Origin of the sequence: Microcoleus sp. T2B6, from assembly GCF_036700475.1 — a bacterium.
Classification (GTDB): Bacteria; Cyanobacteriota; Cyanobacteriia; order Cyanobacteriales; family Microcoleaceae; genus Microcoleus.
Window position 1 is genome coordinate 1 of sequence record NZ_JAUBOZ010000042.1, and the last position, 17,719, is coordinate 17,719.

The window sequence follows — 17,719 nt, forward strand, 5'->3', positions numbered from 1 at the left end:
AATGACTAATGACTAATGACTAATGACTAATGACTAATGACTAATGACTAATGACTAATGACTAATGACTAATGACTGCTGTCGAAGCGGAATCTCGATCGCAAACTCAGTACCTTTCCCCAATTCCGAATTGCATTTTAAAACGCCGCCGTGTTTCTCTACCACAATTTGGTAACTAATTGACAGTCCCAATCCAGTACCTTTACCCACTGCCTTAGTTGTGAAAAAAGGGTCAAATATGCGTTTGCTCATAGATTCCGAAATCCCCGTACCGTTATCAGAAATCCGAATCACCGCGCTAGGAATATTACCATTAAGTTGACCGACAGCAGTAGAGATTTTAATTTGAGGAGCTACAGATGAACCAGCGAGCAACTTGTGCGATTCCAAAGCATCGATCGCATTCCCGATTACATTCATAAACACCTGATTCAACTGTCCAGCATAACACTCAACTCGCGGCAAAATGCCGTATTCTTTCACTAGCACAATGTTTGCACCGTCCGCATTAGATTTCAGCCTGTGCTGTAAAATTAACAGCGTGCTGTCAATGCCCTCGTGAATATCAACCGCCTTCATTTGACTTTCGTCAAGACGAGAGAAATTCCTTAAAGACAGAACTATTTGACGGATGCGATCTGCTCCCACCTTCATTGACGATAGCAATTTTGGCAAATCTTCTAGCAGAAATTCCAAGTCAATATCTTCACTCAATTTTTCTATTTCAGGACTATAATCGGGATATTGCTGCTGGTAAAGTTCCAGCAAACTCAGTAAGCTAGCAGTATATTCACTAGCGTGATTGAGATTGCCGTAAATAAAATTAACCGGATTGTTAATTTCGTGAGCAATCCCGGCTACCAGTTGCCCCAAACCAGACATTTTTTCAGTTTGAATCAATTGAGCTTGAGTGTGTTGCAAATCTTTTAAACTTTGAGCGATTTGTTCTGCTTGGCGTCTGGTTTGAGCCAGCAAATCGGCTTGTTGGATAGCAACGCCTAATTGATTGGCAATCTGAGCTAAAAAGTTGACTTCTGAACTTTCCCAACAGCGGGGCCCAGAATGTTGATACGCTGTCAGCAAACCCCAAAGTTCTTGTCCTACAAAAATCGGCGCGATCGCATAAGCCTTCACCTGAAATTGCTCTAAAATACCAAGGTCACACTCCGAGTGGCAAACTTGATAGATATCGTCAACGGCTAGAGTTTCATTATTGGCATATCTGCCGCCTCGGTTTGACTGCAAATAAGTATCTTGCCAAACCGTATTGATACCTTCGCCTACCAATTTTATCCAGCCATCTTTCACAAACTCTGCCACATAATGGCCGCTCCAATCAGGATTAAATTGATAGACAGCAATTCTATCAACTTGCATAAACTGACACACTTCTTGGGTGGCAGTCTGAAAAATCGCGTTGATATCGAGAGATTCTCGAATCTTAGCCACCACTTCAAACAGTATCCGCTGTTGCTCGGCTGCCCACTGCAAATCAACTGATTGCTGCCGCGTTTTAGCCAACAAATCTGCTTGTTCTAATCCTACACTCAACTGAATTCCCACTTGCGTAGCAAACTGAATTTCCGAAGTGTTCCAATGGCGCAAACCGCTGCACTGGTGCACGCACAGCAAACCCCAAAGTTGGCTGCCATTCATCAGTGGCATAATCACCTGAGCTCTAATTTGAAATTGAGCTAAAAGAGCAACATGGCAGTCTGAAAGTCCAGCATTTTCGACATCTTGTAGCACTTGAATCTGTCCCTGACTATATTTTTTAGCATAGTTTTCGCTAAAGAAATGATCGCGAACTTTTACATTCATTGCCGAAGAAAAACCAGGCAAAACATCTTCGGTAATAAATTCGCCTTCATTAAAGTTTAAACTAGGATCGAAGCGATAAATGCCAACTCTATCGGCCTTTAATATCCGCCGCACTTCGGTAGTTGTAGTACGAAAAATTGTATCTAAATCGAGAGATTGTCGAATCTTAGTAACTACCTCAAACAGTATTCGCTCCTGCTCTGCTACCCGCTGCAACTCAACTGCTTGCTGCTGAGTTTGAGCGAGCAAATCTGCTTGTTCTAGGGCGATACTGAGCTGAGCGGAAATTTGGGTAGCAAACTTAATTTCGGAAGATTCCCAGTTGCGGGGAGCCGAACATTGGTGTACGCACAGCAACCCCCAAAGGTCGTTGCCTTTCATAATCGGTGCAACTAAAGTAGCTTTGACCTGAAATTGCTCCAAGACTTGCTCAAAGCAATCTTCCAGTCCGGCTTGTCTGATGTCAGACATGGCGTGAACTCGCCCCTGAGAGTAGAGATTGGCGTAGTTTTCTCCAAAGCAGCGATCGTGCACTTTGACTGCCATTGCTGACCGAAAATCTGGCAAAACATCTTCGGCAACGAATTCGCCGTCCTTAAATTCTGATGCGGAATCGAAGCGGTAAACTGCCACTCTCTCTGCATTTAAAGCCCGCCGCACTTCCTGGGACATCGTGCTAAAAATCTTGTTTAAGTCGAGGGATTGCCGCATTTTTGCCACCACTTCAAACAGCACTCGTTGGTGTTGGGTCAACTGCTGTAGTTGAGCAGTGCGCTTTTGAACTTGATTTTCTAAATTTGTGTTAAGTTCCTCTATTTGTTGATCGAGTTGGTAGTGGTTAATAGCATTAGAAAAGTGGTTGCCCAAAATTTGGAGCAATTCAATTTCTTCAGCCTTCCATTCGCGAATTTGGGCAGCTTTTGACTCTTTCCACGCTTCAAAAGATATCCGAGATTGGGCGAGCCGCTCGTCCCTATCAAACTGTCTAGCCCAGAGAGTTTCGGTGTCAAATTCTTCTCGAAAAATGGTCAAGTAACCGAATATTTGCTGGCGGGTTCTGAGCGGTACGATTAAAATGCTGCGAATTTTGGTCGATCGAAATGCAGGTTGCAGGCTTCTCAAACTGCTAATTTGGTACAAGTCGGGAATTGCCCAAACCTGTTGAGCGCCGGATTTAAAATATTCGTGCCAGACGCTGTATTGCTCAACCTGGGGGTATTTGGCAGAAATTGGCATCTTCGGCCCTGAGCCGCAAGTGTAGACTGTGAGTTCGCGAGTGGAGTTATCCGAATAGGGAACTAGATTCGTAACCTTGCTGCTGTCGCAAACGAATGGCGTGGCGAAAATGCACAGCCTGCCGCCGGCGGCATCTAGTGCTGCTACCGATTCTGCCAAAGCTGTTTGGAGTTCAATCGCCGGCTGGGAGTTAAGGGCTGTGGCGACGCGGTTGACGGCAGCTTCCCGTTGAGCTTTCGCCCTTGCTTGGGCGAGGAGGGTTGACTGGGCTATGGCGACGCCGAGCTGATCTGCCACCGTCTGAACGCCTTGGAGTTCGTTTTCTGTCACACTCCGCGACTCGGAGTGGTGAGATACCAACAACCCCCAGAATTCTTCGCCGTGAAAAATTGGTACTACCAAGCAAGCCTTGACGCCCAGTGCAGTCAAGTATTCAGCGTGGCAGGGGTCAACCGCGCGAAAGCGCATTTCGTCGTCGGGCAGCAGTTTGCCGGAAACCGCCTCGCGGCGCGGACTTTGGCCTAGCAGCCCGGAATCTATATCGACGATCGATCGCACCTGTAGTTGCGCGAACATTTCGCGGGCGTGAGGGGGAATATCGTCTGCTGGAAAATGCAGCCCCAATAGGGATGGCAAGCGGTTGCCGTTAATTGATTCGGCAATCACTTCACCGCTACCGTCGCTATGAAATTTGTAGATTTTTACTCTGTCTGTTCCCAAGAAGGATTGAACTTCTGCTGCTGTTGCGCTCAGAATTTCGGGTAGTTCTAGAGAGTGGCGAATGCGGTTGGCGATGCGTTCGAGCAAATTTGCTCGATCAAACCTCACCTTGACATTTTCGATCTTTAATGAGTCCATTATTAATCTTTTGCTTTCCTAGCAATAATAGTAAGCGGCCCAAAAGTTTTGTGCCTGTTAAAAAATTCGGCAAGCACAGCCATTTAATAAAATATAAATATCCTGATGGCGATCGTCGATTAGTTTTGCACCGCTAGCGAGCTGCCTTCAAATTGCAACTTTTCATTGTGTGGGATTAAAACTTTTCTACTTTAAATATAAACTTTGTAGAGCCTGCCTTGCAAGTCTCATACCCTAAATGATTACATTTGTCAAGTTTCAAGACTTGCAGAGTCACTCACAGAAAGGTCGAGCGAGCGCAAAGCCCATTTTTCCAGATATTTGCTGAAAAAAAAGCTGCCGCCGCGCGAGCTGGAGCTTTTTTCGATGAGACAATCAAATCAGAAATAAATTCGATCGATTAGTCCAAATCAGGCATAGCCAGCACTGGTTCATTTTCGCGATTGAGCCCCTTCTCAAAGCCAGCGACAGTAGCGCGAGCGCGACCCGCGTGCCACAAGTGGCCGACCAAGAAGAAGAATCCCATTACAAAGTGGAAACAGGACAGCCAAGAACGAGGAGAAGTGAAGTTAAACGAGTTAACTTCAGTTGCGACTTTGCCTTGGCTTCAGGTGTCCATTTTAAGTCATCGGAAAATTCGGAATCGGGCATGGCGTATTGGGCGATCGACTGCAAGCCTTCTTTTGTCTGCTTTTGAGGGAAAGCCTGGATTTATTAAATTTACCATGAGTGCGATCGGGCCACACCTTCTCACTCTGCATCCAATTGCTTGCCTAAAATAGCCAACGCTTCTTGTAAAAGCTGACTCTGCTCTTGTCGAATTGCCTCCAACCTTATCATCCCCAAGGTCGTATCCAAGCAACTGATGAACTCTCCATCGTGTAACACTTTTAACCTTCGTTTAGCAACTCTCTCAACCGGGCGGATGGTGGGGTCGCGTCCAATCAGTAGCCTCAGACTCGTCAGGGCCTTCATACCTCAGCAATTTTTTGATTGAATTTTCACTATCCTTGGGCTTCAAATATAATGTGCATTCTCTACTAACCTCTTCTTCAGAAATCTGATTTTGATCGCACCATTTTCTAATAGCCATATCAGCCAACTCTTCTACTATGTCCGCCTCTACTAAAGCAACTTCAGTTTCAGGAGTACATTCAATTAAATCTAGAATATACTCAGGTGAAGGAGAGCGCAAGTTGTCTTTTTGTCCATCGTACAATAATATTTTATAGTCATCATTATGTTTCAAAAGAATATATATAAGAATATATTCACCTGAATAATTTAAAGCACTAACCAAATCACTTTCGAGACTTTCCGCATGATCGCGATGGAAATGTAGTTTACGAGTATGTTGATAATAACGAGAAACGTCTTTATCATCGGCATTCTCAAGAGTTAAAATTCCCTTTTTAACTTTAGTATCAGAAGCAAAATCTGGCATATTAATTAATTGGTTATCATCTGATGTTAAAACAGGCAAATCAGTTAATTTACGAGATTCTTCATGGCGTTGCATTAACTTATCCCAACGTTTACCTATATCTACAAATTCATCTTGTAACTCTTTGGTCTCTGTAAGAATTGGAATGAAAGTATATATTCTTACAGTCCGAAAATCATCCCAAAGTCTTAAAATTCTTCCGGCTCTTTGAATCGGCTCAATAGGAGTCCATGCTATGTCATAATTAACTACAACTGAGGCATCCTGCATATTAACGCCAATGCCATAATTATCAGTAGTGATAAATACATCATAAGTATCTTCACCATTTGGAGAAGTATTATTAGCAATGGGGGCAAACTTTTCAATTGCTTTTTCTACTTTATTTAAAGTTTTTGGTTGATATTTAGTATCTTTATTTTTTTCAATCGTGCTAAATATTCTTAAAAATGGCTTTAACAATTTAATTGTTTCTTCTAAATAAGAAGCAGTAGGATAACGTTCACAAAAAATAACTAATTTTTCTTGAGGACAGTGAAAATCTATAATCTTCAGCAAATTTTGGAGTTTTTTATCTTGTTGTGGTTTGGATTTATCTAGCTTACTAATAATTGGATTTAAAACTTCTTGACGTTCTTCTTTTGAAATCAAAAATTCAGACTTCTCCAAAATAAATGCTTTTTCTCCTCCAGGGGTATCGACAACACTTTCTAAACTTTCTTTTAATGCTAAAGGAGAACTTGCCCAGGCTTTCTTGATCTGAGTAACAATATTTTTTCGATATATAGCATTAGGTATGTTTAAATCAAAATAGCCTTGAGTGATTACTGAGCTTAACTCAGATTCCAAAATTACAGGAAAAGAAATAGTAAAAAGAAGAACATCAGGAAAATATTTTTTTTGTTCTCCCAAATTGATATAACGTCCTTTTTCATCTGATTGACCATAATATTTAGCAACGTGGGGAGTTGTTAATTGGTGAGCAACAGGTAATTGTGTGAATTGACTTGATTCTTCAATTTTCCAAGCACGAGCATTATCAAAAAAATCCGGAAATAAAACATCAGGTGGGGCAGTGTGAGGTAATAAAAGAAGTTGAACATTAATATTCTCAATATCTGTGGCGTAAGGTGAACCTGTTAATAATAAAACTTTAACTCTTTCGGGATTTCCAAATTCATTCACAACTTTATTGATTCTAGTGAATGCTTTTCTTTCTCTTCTTCTTTCACTTTTAGAATATTTATTTCCAAATTGATCTGGATAACGCTTTCTTAACTTATGACTCTCATCAAATATTAATAGATAACGTCCTTTCCCTGAGCAGATATCATCAATAAAATCCTCCCAATTATCCAGATCCATTGCCTTATTTGAATCTTCTTTATCTAAAGTTTCCAGAGTGAAAAAATCAGCAGATATACTAGCATCTCGCATTTCTTTACGCCAACTAGCCTTAACAGGCATTGGACAAATAATAATCACTTTATCAATAAAATCTTCTGATTTTAATTGAACGGCAATTAAAGTTCCCATCACAGTTTTACCTAGTCCTGTTGAAGCAACTAGCATTGAGCCACCATGTTCATAAATTTGGCTTAATGTTAAAGAAATCATATCTTGTTGATAAATGAGAGGCTTTTTACTATAAGTAGTTTTAACTGGTTTAATTTGCTCTAAAGTTAATAGTGTTTTTAGATAAATATCCCAAGGTGTAGCAAATTCTAACCATTTCTTCAAAATTTCTAGTAGGTCTTGGGTTAAATCGTGAGCGTTGTTAAAAAAGTTATCAAATTCTTGAATTAAGTCTATCAATTCAGATTTTTCAGTAATAATATTTCCGCCTTCGACTTGCTCGATGAGTCCTTTTCCCGTTAAATTTGAGGAGGTTTGAATAGCAGCTCTTTCATCAGAAATATAAAGCTTGTTATGGTGGTCTTTGGCCCTAGCATCAACAATTTCAAATTGATTAGACTCGATTTTTTTCACAAGGTCACGAACCGACTTTCTTCTATCTATGTCTAATCCTGTTCGTAAGTCTCGCATTATTTCTTGAATTAAAGCCATTCTTGCTCGTTGTTCACCAGGATCGTCTAAGCCAACTAAAAGATAGGTTTTTTTACCTGTAGTGTAACGACGGATTAAGTTCCATCCTTTAATTGTAAAAAATCCTGTAGCAATCCGAATTTTTTGTTTAGCTTTTTCTAGCTGCTCAGTAATATTTAGCAATGATTTACCTGCTTCAAACCAACTTAAGCGTTTTTTATTGTTTTGCACAATTACTCTACCCTAATAATATTCATTACCTCACCCGTCAGCCCATACAGACGCGGGTTTTCCCTCTCCCCGCTCAATTTTTTATATCCATATCCCCTTGGGAATTCAATGTTTCCATAATCCTCCCTATTTGTCAACCACACTTTCCCCAACATTCCCCTACAAAAAAAAGCTCCCGCCGTTAAGCAGGAGCCTTTTTCGATTAGACAATCAAATCAGAAATAAATTCGATCGATTAGTCTAAGTCTGGCATAGCCAGCACTGGTTCATTTTCGCGATCGATACCCTTCTCAAAGCCAGCGACAGCCGCGCGAGCGCGACCAGCGTGCCACAAGTGGCCGACCAAGAAGAAGAAACCCATCACAAAGTGGAAACAGGACAGCCAAGAACGAGGAGAAGTGAAGTTAAACGAGTTAACTTCAGTCGCCACACCGCCCACAGAGTTCAAAGAACCCAAAGGAGCGTGAGTCATGTACTCAGCCGCGCGGCGAGCTTGCCAAGGCTGAATGTCATTCTTGATTTTGTTCAAGTCCAAACCGTTAGTACCGCGTAAGGGTTCCAACCAAGGGCCTTGGAAATCCCAGAAACGCATCGTTTCACCGCCGAAAATGATTTCGCCAGTAGGAGAGCGCATCAGGTATTTACCCAGACCGGTGGGGCCTTGTGCAGAACCGACGTTAGCACCCAAGCGTTGGTCGCGGATCAGGAAGGTCAAAGCTTGCGCTTGAGAAGCTTCCGGGCCCGTCGGGCCGTAGAATTCGCTGGGGTAAGCAGTGTTGTTGAACCAGACAAAGCAGCAAGCGATGAATCCCATCAGGGACAAAGCGCCCAAGCTGTAAGACAGGTAAGCTTCGCCAGACCAGATTAAGGCGCGGCGAGCCCAGCCGAAAGGCTTGGTCAAAATGTGCCAAACACCGCCAGCGATACAAATCAGGCCAACCCAGATGTGACCGCCGATGATATCTTCCATGTTGTTGACGCTGACAATCCAGCCTTCGCCACCAAAAGGAGAGCGAGTCAAGTAGCCAAAAATCACAGCCGGATTCAGAGTGGGGTTCGTGATAATACGCACGTCGCCGCCGCCTGGAGCCCAAGTGTCATAGACACCGCCGAAGAACATGGCTTTAGCTACCAGCAGCAAAGCGCCGCATCCCAACAGAATCAGGTGGTAGCCGATGATGTTGGTCATCTGGTTCTTGTCTTTCCAGTCGTACCCGAAGAACGAAGAGTATTCTTCGAGAATTTCCGGGCCGCGAACGGCGTGATAAATGCCGCCCAAACCGAGAACAGCAGATGAAATTAAGTGAAGAACGCCGACTACGAAGAACGGGAAGATATCAGTGACTTCACCGCCGGGGCCTACGCCCCAACCCAAAGTAGCGACGTGGGGCATCAAAATTAAGCCCTGTTCGTACATGGGCTTTTCTGGGATAAAGTGAGCGACTTCAAACAAAGTCATTGCACCGGCCCAGAACACGATCAAACCAGAGTGAGCGACGTGTGCGCCCAGCAGTTTGCCGGAGAGATTGATTAAACGAGCGTTGCCAGACCACCAAGCGAACCCGGAGGATTCTTGGTCGCGACCGCTTGCGTAGGAATTAGAGAGCGTTACCACCCGGTAGAACCTCCAACGATTTTAGATTTTGGATTTTGGGTTTTTTTGTTCCCCAGTAGGACACGGGAGTACCGCACCTGCGCCGGGGAATTGGGATTTGGATTTCAGATTAATTTAAAAAAACTAAATTAATCTGAAATCCAAATCCTGATTTTTTTAAAGTGCGTTACCGCGAGGCAGAACTTCTTCAGGGAAGATGAAGTTTTCGTGAGGTTGGTCAGTCGGAGCCATCCAAGCACGAATGCCTTCGTTAAGCAGAATGTTCTTAGTGTAGAACGTTTCAAACTCAGGATCTTCAGCAGCGCGTAATTCTTGTGATACGAAGTCATAGGCGCGCAGGTTTAATGCTAAACCGACAATGCCAATGGAACTCATCCACAAGCCTGTGACAGGTACGAACAGCATGAAGAAGTGCAACCAGCGCTTGTTGGAGAAGGCAATTCCGAAGATTTGCGACCAAAAGCGGTTAGCTGTAACCATCGAGTAGGTTTCTTCAGATTGAGTTGGGTTGAAGGCGCGGAAGGTGTTTGAGCCTTCGCCGTCTTCAAACAAGGTGTTTTCTACGGTTGCACCGTGGATAGCGCACAACAGCGCGCCGCCCAAGATGCCTGCAACGCCCATCATGTGGAAGGGGTTGAGCGTCCAGTTGTGGAAGCCTTGCAGGAATAGCAAAAAGCGGAAAATTGCTGCGACGCCGAAACTGGGGGCGAAGAACCAGCCTGATTGACCCAAGGGGTAAAGCAGGAACACCGAAACAAACACGGCGATGGGGCCGGTGAATGCTAGGGCGTTGTAGGGACGGATGCCTACCAAACGGGCGATTTCAATCTGACGCAGGCAAAAGCCGATCAGTGCGAAGGCGCCGTGGAGGGCGACAAATGTCCACAGCCCACCGAGTTGGAACCAGCGGGTGAAGTCCCACTGTGCTTCGGGGCCCCACAGGAACAGCAGGGAGTGTCCGAGGCTGTTGGCTGGGGTGGAGACTGCTACGGTGAGGAAGTTGGCTCCTTCGAGGTAGGAGCTTGCCAAACCGTGGGTGTACCAGGATGTGACGAAGGTGGTGCCTGTTAACCAGCCACCGATGGCTAGGTAGGCGCAGGGGAATAGCAGGATGCCAGACCAGCCTACGAAGACGAAGCGATCGCGTTTGAGCCAGTCGTCGAGGACATCAAATATGCCTCTTTCGGTCTGGGCGCGTCCGACTGCGATTGTCATTGGGGTAAAATCCTTTTGCTTGTTAAAAGACCAAGGTTTCTAATTAAAGTTAACATAACTATATATTAGAAGTTCATAATTTTTCAACATAATTAGCAGGAGTTGATACACAATGCCGATCGGTCGATCGCGATCGCGCCAGCGAACCGTGACGCTCGGTGGGCTACTTGAATTAAAATTTGGCTTTAAGGCTGTTTAGTTTTATGACTGCACAAACAACGACCTCGACCGATCCTGTCCTGCGCTACCAGGTTGTGGGCTCCCGCCGCTTCAGCAATTTCTGGTGGGGGACGATTGTCAGCATTGGAGGGACTGGTTTCCTGCTGTCGGGCCTTTCCAGCTACTTGCACGTGAACCTGCTGCCTTTTGCTGACCCGACTCAGCTTGTTTTCATCCCCCAAGGCATTGCGATGAGTTTCTACGGTGTCTGCGGCGTGCTGTTGGCGCTATACCTGTGGCTGACTATTCTCTGGGATGTCGGTGGCGGTTACAACGAGTTCGATCGACAAACTGGTAACATTCGGATCTTTCGCTGGGGATTTCCCGGCAAAAACCGCAAAGTTGATTTTACTTGCAAGACATCGGACGTGCAATCTGTGCGGGTGGACATTAAAGAAGGTCTCAATCCCCGCCGCAGTATTTATCTTAAGCTCAAAGACCGCCGTCAGTTTCCTCTGACTAGAGTCGGACAGCCGATTGCTTTGTCTGAAGTGGAAAATCAAGCGGCCGAATTGGCTCGATTTTTGCAAGTTCCCTTAGAAGGACTTTAGGGATTTTCGATTTGCGATTTGAGATTTGAGATTGGTAATGTCTCGTAGGGTGCGCCGGGCCGCGCACCTTACCTACCTGGTAAGTGAAAAAGATCGATCTGCGAGTAAGCCCGTTACCAATTTTTGAATCTATCAATTAACCATACTTGCGAAAGTTTTTGATTGCAAACCGTAGAATAAGAGTTTCAAGGCTCCAAAGCAAGTTCGCTATCCAAGGAAAATCGCTGGTTTTAGACTACGAACTAAAAACAGTTCGGACTATTGAATTAAAATCTTTAGTTGCAAAGTCCGTAATTGACTCAAAGTGAAAATACAAATGCAAATGCAAATCAAAATTCAGCGGTGGTTGTTCTCACTTTTAATAATTGGCGCGTTGTTTGTCGGAGGATGCAGTAGTTCCCCTGTGGCAAACTCGACTCCGACACCGAATCCGGTGTCGGGTGAAAATATTTCTTTGTCTCCGTCTCCTTCTCCTGCTGCTGTAGCGGCGAGTTCGCAATTTAGCAATTTGCCACGATTGCAAGGAAAAGCAACGGTGGTGATGACGGTTAAAGGTGCTCCAATTACGATCGAACTCGACGGCACAAATGCGCCAATTACTGCGGGCAATTTTGTCGATTTGGTTCAGAAAGGAGTTTACGACGGGCTGGTATTTCACCGAGTCGTGCGGGAACCTCAGCCTTTTGTAGTTCAGGGCGGCGACCCCCAGGGTAAAGACCCTAAATTCCCTACGGCGCGGCTGGGAACTGGTGGTTTTATTGACCCGAAAACTACTGTAGAACGCAGGATTCCTCTGGAAATTAAAGCTAAAGGTGCTGCCAATCCGACTTACAGCGCGACCCTACAAGAAGCTGGGGTTAAGGAGAAACCCGTGTTGATGCACAGTCGCGGGGCTGTGGCTATGGCTCGATCGCAAAGTCCTGATTCGGCTTCTTCTCAGTTTTACTTTACTTTGACGGATGTGCCGTTTTTGGACGGTAGCTATGCGGTTTTTGGGTACGTGAAGCAAGGGATGGATGTTGTTGATAAGATTCAAGCGGGCGATCGCATTGATAAGGCTACTGTTACTCAGGGTTTGGAAAATTTTAAGCCTGTTCAGTAGTCAGTAGTCAGTAGTCAGTAGTCATATCAATTCCGGTTGCACAATGGAGATGATTGTTGACTGTTGACTGTTGACTGTTGACTGTTGAGTCGGAGTAGAAAAACTGACTGATTGTTGACGGTTGATGGTTGACTCGATTTTATGATTCCGATGCAACCGGAAACGATATCAGTCGTTGGTCGTTGGTTAGTAGTTAATAATTTGTTCCAATCATAAATAACTAATAACTAATAACTAATGACTAATGACTAATGACTAATGACTAAAAATTTGGGAATCTGAGGGCTGATGTGGATGTTGTTATTACGGGAATTGGCCTGGTTTCTGCTTTAGGCACTCTGGATTGTAGCTGGAAAAGATTGTTGTCTGGGGAATCAGGAATTCGGCAACATCAACCTTTTATAGAACTTGAACGGCGACCTTTGGCTTTAATTGGCACAAAACCGACCGATTTAATAACTTTAATTCGGCAGGTTTTAGCAGATGCTTTGCAAGATGCTAATTTGACTTTGCCTTTGCCTGATTGCGGGATTGTTATTGGCTCTAGCCGAGGTTTTCAGGCAAATTTGGAACTGTTGGCGAGGGAAGGAAGAGGGAAGAAGGAAGAAGGAAGAAGGAAGAAGGAAGAAGGAAGTTCGGCAACGGATTCTGTAACGGATGTAAAGGATAGAAGGAAGAAGGAAGAGGGAAGAAGGAAGAAGGAAGAAGGAAGAGGGGACAAGGAAGAGGAAAGAGAATTCTCAATGCCCAATGCCCAATGCCCAATGCCCAATGCCCAATGCCCAATGCCCAATTCTCAATTTGTGAATTTTTTGCCTCACATGGGGGCGATCGCGGCGGCGAGGGCAATTGGCTCGATGGGGCCGGTGCTGGCGCCGATGGCTGCTTGTGCGACGGGCCTACAGTCGATCGCCCGTGCTGTTGATTTAATCCGCACTGGTGAGTGTCAGCGGGCGATCGCAGGTGCTGTGGAAGCGCCTATCACACCGCTGACTCTGGCTGGATTTAGCCGGATGGGTGCTTTGGCAAACAATGGGTGCTATCCCTTTGATGAAAATCGGGAAGGCTTTGTGCTCGGTGAAGGCGGGGCTTTATTTGTATTAGAATCGGCCGAGTTGGCAAGGCGTCGTGGTGCTAAAATTTACGGTCGAGTTTCCGGTTTAGGCTTGACAAATGATGCTTGTCATGCTAATGCCCCGGAGCTGGGGGGGGAAAGTGCGATCGCGGCGGTAAGTCAATGTTTGAAACGCAGCAATTTAGCGGCGATTGATATAGATTTTATTCATGCTCACGGTACTGCAACTGAGTTAAATGACCGACACGAAGCACTGTTAATTGAGAAGTTATTTCACCCAGGAGTTGCTGTTAGTTCGACTAAGGGGGCGACGGGTCATACTTTGGGAGCTTCGGGAGCTTTGGGCGTGGCTTTTTGTTTGATGAGTATTAAATATCAGATGTTGCCGCCTTGCGTGGGAATGAAAAAACCGGGGTTTGAATTAGATTTTGTTCGCTGTGCGCGATCGGCTATTGTCAGAAATGCGGTTTGTTTAAGTTTTGGCTTTGGCGGGCAGAATGCTGCGATCGTTTTAGCGGGCGATCGTTAATTTTTGTAAACTCGGTCGATCGGCATTTAAATTACACGATCTCTCTACAGTTAAAATCTTCTGAGGAGGCCGGAGAACCCCCGCACATCCAATTTAAATCTCAAAAATACTACAATACTTATGTATTTTAGTCAATTAACTGAGAATTTTGGTGAGATTGCTGGTGCTGCTATGCTAGTCTGGCTCTGCATCCCGACGCTAATCCTTGCGTCAAAGCCTCGGAGGCTAGAAAAGAGAGCCAGATTAAAGCAGTATTGTATTTTATTAACGCACCGATGGTGATCAGCGAAAATAGAAGAAAGAAACTGTTTAAATTAAGTCTCAGGTATTTTCACATGGATCTGGCCTCTCATCGATTTATGTCTTATTTTGAACCAGAGCAAGCTGCTCACCTTTGCCAAATAGCTGTTTTGGAGAGTTTTGCTGAGGAAACGCTGGTTTTTGAAGAAGGAGAAACAGCGGATTTTTTATATCTAGTTTTAGAAGGTAAAGTCGAGTTTAGCAAGCGGATCGAAAATCATAAATATCAAACTGTTGCTGTCGCTAACCCAGACGATTATTTTGGCGAACTCGGAGTTTTAGACGGAGAGCCTCGCAGTGCTAGAGCTGTGGCAGTTACCGGCTCGACTTTGGCCAAAATAGACCGTGAAGAACTAATAACAACTCTCCAGTTTGCTAAAGGCAGTTCGGTACTGCAAATGTTTAGTTTCATTACTAAAAATTTACGGGATACCACGGATCAATATGTTAGCCAGTTGGTACACAAACAAAAAATGGTATTGGTAGGAGAAATGGTGAGTACAATTATTCACGATTTCAAAAGTCCTTTTACCGGAATTAAACTCTCCAGTGAAGTGCTCAAAGAAATGCACCCGGATGAGGAAACTCAGGAGTGGTGCGAACTTATTCAATTGCAGGTTCAGCGAATGTTGGGGATGGCTGAAGAAGTGTTAGAATTTTCGCGCGGCAATTCTGTATTAAATAAAAAACCAGTTAATCTAATTCAGACGTTGCAGCAGTTTCAAAAGTTGAACCGAGTTTATTTTGAAGCAGCAAAAGTAGATTTGGTAGTACGGGTGACAGAAGTGATAGTGGAAGCGGATGAAAATAAGATTTTGCGCGTTTTACAAAATTTAGTTGGGAATGCTGTTGAGGCTTTTGGCGGACGAGGGGGGCGGGTGGAGATTGCTGCGTGGCAAAGTGAGGATTGGGCAGAAATTAGCATTTACGATAACGGCCCCGGCATTCCACCTGCAATTAAGGAAAAGTTATTTGAACCGTTTGTGACCTATGGTAAACGGACTGGTACTGGGTTGGGAACGGCAATTGTTAAGTCGATGGTTGAGGCTCACAAAGGGCAAATTACTTATGAGTCGGAGGACGGAAAAGGGACAACTTTTTACATCCGCTTGCCGAAAACCGAGGCTTTAGCAGATCAAAATTAAGTAGGTTAGAAGATATATACTGAGGACTTTTTCACTAAGCCTCAGAGACTTGGTTGATGAGTAGATATTTTGTAATCAAACAATATTTTTCTAAGAAACCGGCTGGAAGAGCGTAAGTCCTAATACTGTGTAGCGACTTGCAGAATAAAGTAGAATTGAATTAACGAAATGCTAAAAATCTGATGCCAGTTACTATTCAAACCTTACCCACAGAAGTTATCAATTTAATTGCCGCCGGCGAAGTGATTGACTCGATCGCCGCAGCGGTACGAGAATTAGTTGAAAATTCTCTGGATGCTGGCGCAACTCGCATCGTTGTTTCTGTCTGGCCCGAACAGTGGCGGGTGCAAGTTGCAGATAATGGTACAGGAATGGATCTGGAAAATTTGCGGCAGGCGGCTTCCCCTCACAGTACGAGCAAAATTACCACTGAAGCTGACCTTTACAAAATTGATACTTTGGGATTTCGTGGGGAAGCTTTGCACAGTTTAGCTCAGTTGGGCTGTTTGGAGGTTTTGAGCCGATCGAATGATTTGGGATTAGGGGATTTTTCGGAAAATCGAGATTCGGCGCAAACCCCCGCTAAATCTTCCTTTAACAAGGGGGGAGTTGAAAATGCTCGATCGGGCTGGCGGGTCGTTTACAATAACGCAGGCGTTGCTGTAGAGGTGGAAACAGCGGCGATCGCTCCGGGTACGGTGGTGACTGTTGATAATTTGTTTGGCAATTGGCCTTTGCGCCGCAGTTTTTTGTCGCCGGCACAGCAAATGCGATCGATCCAATTAACCCTTCAGCAAATTGCTATTTGTCACCCGCACGTTAATTGGCAGTTGCGTCAAGGAACTACGCCTTGTTTGCACGTAACTCCTGGTAGCACAGCGGAACAACTTTTACCTCAATTCGTGCGCGGAATTCGCTTGAATGATTTGCAGTATTTAAAAGTAAATTTGCCTTCAGTTCCTGAAAGGAATAAATCGCCAGATTATTTCGCACACACGCAATTGTTTTTGTCAAAAACACAGCCGAGTTACCAATTCCCAATTCCCGATGCCCAATGCCCAATGCCCCATGCCCAATGCCCCATGCCCAATTCCCAGTTTTTAGAATTAGTAATTGGTTTGCCGGATCGCTGTCACCGCAGGCGGCCGGATTGGGTGAAAGTTGGGGTAAATCGGCGAGTTGTGCGATCGCCCGAATTAGAGCAAACTATTCTCAGCGCCTTTGCCCGCACTTGTCCGCGCGATCGCTATCCGGTGTGTTTTGTTCACCTGCAAATCTCCCCTTCGGAAATCGACTGGAACCGCCACCCGGCTAAGGTTGAAATTTATCTGCACGATCCGAGTTTTTGGCAAGAACAAGTTAGCGCGGCAATTGCTCGTGCTTTGCACCTGAACGATGAAGTTTTGCCGTCTGCCCCAATTCCCGATCGAGTGGGAAAATTGCTGAAGGCATCGGAACAAAAAAGTGCTTACAGTGTCGGGATTTCGGCTATACAAAATGAGGAAGGCGACGAACAGGAAAAAGCTAATAAAATAGGATTGATGGAATTGAGGGCGATCGCTCAAGTTCACAATACTTACATTGTTGCAGAACATTCCAGCGGCATGTGGTTGGTGGAACAACACATCGCTCACGAGCGCGTTTTATACGAGCAATTATGCGCGGCTTGGCAGCTAAAATATCTGGAAAAACCAGTAATTCTCAGTCAATTATCGGCGCTGCAAATTGAGAATTTATCCCGCTTGGGTTTGGAAGTAGAAAGTTTTGGCGAACAGCTATGGGCTGCCCGCGAAGTTCCTGAATTGTTAGCCGAGCGAGATGACTGTGCGGATGCGCTGTTTGAGCTCAGTAAAGTCGCAGATTTACAAGCGGCTCAAGTTGCGACTGCTTGCCGTAGCGCTATGCGAAACGGTACTCCTTTGAGTCTTTCCCAAATGCAAAACTTGTTGGATGAATGGCAGCAAACTCGTAATCCGCGCACTTGTCCTCACGGCCGCCCCATCTATTTTGCTTTGGAAGAATCGACTTTGGCTCGGATTTTTCGTCGCAGTTGGGTGATTGGTAAAAGTCACGGGATTTGAAAGTTGATTTGACATCCGAGGGCGTTCACCTCAATCTGGCTCGATCGAAAAAAACATCGTGAAGCTTTATTAAAAATAGGGGCTGATTTAGATAAAACAACTTAGAATATATTAAAATTTAAATAATGCAGTGTTTTTAATATCTTTTGGGCAACAGGCAAGATGCCTGTTCCACAAGAAAAAATGCCTGTCTTACCATAAAAGATTTAATTACACTACAAAAAGCTGCAACAGGCAAGATGCCTGTTCTA

10 protein-coding genes and 1 pseudogene are annotated in these 17,719 nt (G+C 44.7%); 6 read left to right on the forward strand and 5 right to left on the reverse strand.

Annotation, left to right across the window (positions count from 1 at the left end):
• Positions 1-54: 54 nt before the first annotated feature.
• Both QUA00_RS18795 and QUA00_RS18800 read right to left on the reverse strand, forming a co-directional pair.
• Positions 55-3,915 carry a GAF domain-containing protein gene (locus tag QUA00_RS18795; RefSeq protein ID WP_333410751.1) on the reverse strand — a complete coding sequence of 1,287 codons (3,861 nt, stop codon included), beginning with the start codon at positions 3,913-3,915 and terminating at the stop codon, positions 55-57.
• 400 nt (positions 3,916-4,315) lie between these two features.
• A pseudogene (locus tag QUA00_RS18800) lies at positions 4,316-4,522 on the reverse strand (photosystem II reaction center protein CP43); the annotation flags it as partial.
• Here QUA00_RS18800 and QUA00_RS18805 point away from each other — a divergent pair.
• Positions 4,479-4,697, forward strand: a complete 219-nt coding sequence (locus QUA00_RS18805) for a hypothetical protein (protein ID WP_333410753.1) — start codon at positions 4,479-4,481, stop codon at positions 4,695-4,697. The pseudogene QUA00_RS18800 and the gene QUA00_RS18805 sit on opposite strands and share 44 nt — an antisense overlap.
• 131 nt (positions 4,698-4,828) lie before the next feature.
• Here QUA00_RS18805 and QUA00_RS18810 read toward each other — a convergent pair whose 3' ends face one another.
• From QUA00_RS18810 to psbD, 3 genes are all read right to left on the reverse strand, one after another.
• A complete protein-coding gene (locus tag QUA00_RS18810; protein ID WP_333410754.1) occupies positions 4,829-7,636 on the reverse strand; it encodes a helicase-related protein in 2,808 nt (935 codons plus the stop codon).
• 235 nt (positions 7,637-7,871) lie between these two features.
• Positions 7,872-9,251 carry a photosystem II reaction center protein CP43 gene (gene psbC, locus QUA00_RS18815; RefSeq protein ID WP_333282494.1) on the reverse strand — a complete coding sequence of 460 codons (1,380 nt, stop codon included), beginning with the start codon at positions 9,249-9,251 and terminating at the stop codon, positions 7,872-7,874.
• 156 nt (positions 9,252-9,407) lie between these two features.
• Positions 9,408-10,466: a photosystem II D2 protein (photosystem q(a) protein) gene (gene psbD, locus QUA00_RS18820; protein ID WP_333055206.1), complete on the reverse strand. Its 1,059-nt coding sequence runs from the start codon at positions 10,464-10,466 to the stop codon at positions 9,408-9,410.
• 203 nt (positions 10,467-10,669) lie between these two features.
• On the opposite strand from psbD, the gene QUA00_RS18825 reads away from it, so the two are divergent.
• The 5 genes from QUA00_RS18825 (at position 10,670) to mutL (ending at position 17,468) form a co-directional block, all read left to right on the forward strand.
• On the forward strand, positions 10,670-11,236 hold the full coding sequence (locus QUA00_RS18825) for a photosystem I assembly protein Ycf4 (RefSeq protein ID WP_333410756.1): 567 nt from the start codon (positions 10,670-10,672) through the stop codon (positions 11,234-11,236).
• 316 nt (positions 11,237-11,552) lie between these two features.
• Entirely contained in the window at positions 11,553-12,338 is a 786-nt protein-coding gene (locus tag QUA00_RS18830) for a peptidylprolyl isomerase (protein WP_333410758.1), read from the forward strand.
• A 290-nt stretch (positions 12,339-12,628) separates the two neighbouring features.
• Positions 12,629-13,942 (forward strand): beta-ketoacyl synthase N-terminal-like domain-containing protein, encoded by a 1,314-nt coding sequence (locus QUA00_RS18835; RefSeq protein ID WP_333410760.1) that lies wholly within the window; start codon positions 12,629-12,631, stop codon positions 13,940-13,942.
• A 335-nt stretch (positions 13,943-14,277) separates the two neighbouring features.
• Positions 14,278-15,387 carry an ATP-binding protein gene (locus QUA00_RS18840; protein WP_333139173.1) on the forward strand — a complete coding sequence of 370 codons (1,110 nt, stop codon included), beginning with the start codon at positions 14,278-14,280 and terminating at the stop codon, positions 15,385-15,387.
• Positions 15,388-15,569: 182 nt separating this feature from the next.
• Positions 15,570-17,468, forward strand: a complete 1,899-nt coding sequence (mutL, locus tag QUA00_RS18845) for a DNA mismatch repair endonuclease MutL (RefSeq protein WP_333410762.1) — start codon at positions 15,570-15,572, stop codon at positions 17,466-17,468.
• Positions 17,469-17,719 lie beyond the last annotated feature (251 nt).